1 protein-coding gene is annotated in these 810 nt (G+C 34.4%); it reads right to left on the bottom strand.

The window, feature by feature from the left end; genetic code table 11:
- Positions 1 to 5 precede the first annotated feature (5 nt).
- Positions 6 to 683 (bottom strand): copper homeostasis protein CutC, encoded by a 678-nt coding sequence (locus KI356_RS26130; protein ID WP_128280468.1) that lies wholly within the window; start codon positions 681 to 683, stop codon positions 6 to 8.
- Positions 684 to 810: the final 127 nt, after the last annotated feature.

Below are 810 nucleotides of genomic sequence, written 5' to 3'. Positions count from 1 at the left end.
AAGTTTCACTTTATTATTCCCACTAATTCTTGTACTAAATTTAGGTCAATCTCAGAAAAACATGACTTACCTTCTCTAACCGCTGTACCTACATGCGCCTGCGTAATTCCAGTTTCATCTAGCAATTGTTTTACATTCTCTTTCGTTACTCCGCTTCCGACAATAAGCTGTATATTCCCTTCACTTTCCTTTTGCATCTCTCTGAGCACCGGAATATTATCTACTACCTTTCCTTGTCCGCCTGAAGTTAACACGTGAGTAACTTTATTGAATTTTTTCAAAGCTTTCATCGCTTCTACTGGATTTTCTGTATCATCTATCGCACGGTGATACGTTACATTTATTCCATCTACAACAGATAATAAATCTGCTAATTTCTCTTCATCAACTTCATTTTGTTCGTTTAATACACCTAATACAACACCAGCAGCCCCAAGATTTTGAGCAACTACAATATCTTCTTTCATCATTTCAATTTCTTCTTCCGTATATGTAAAAGACTTCGCATGCGGACGAATCATAACATGAACTGGTATTTGCACTGCTTCTACTGATTTTTTTATAAACGCATAACTCGGTGTTAAACCACCTTCTGTATACGATGAAATGAGTTCAATTCGATTTCCACCAGCCTTTTCAATTCGCTTCACATCTTCTAAACAAGTTGCAATAACCTCTAGCATGAGATAACCTCTTTTCGTGCTTTTTTCTTATTATACATTAGTAAAAATAAGAAACCTAGCTTTCTCCTTTAAAACTATAAAAAGAAGAGTGAAAAGAAAGATTTATTAAATTGATAATAAATGGAAT

It is taken from the genome of Bacillus hominis (assembly GCF_018332515.1).
Classification (GTDB): domain Bacteria; phylum Bacillota; class Bacilli; order Bacillales; family Bacillaceae_G; genus Bacillus_A; species Bacillus_A hominis.
Note: the sequence above shows the minus strand (reverse complement) of the source record. Positions and strands in the feature narration are given on the sequence as shown.

Excerpts from the sequence above, each read along its gene's own strand:
- KI356_RS26130 (WP_128280468.1), bottom strand. The coding sequence starts at position 683 with ATGCTAGAGGTTATTGCAACTTGTTTAGAAGATGTGAAGCGAATTGAA.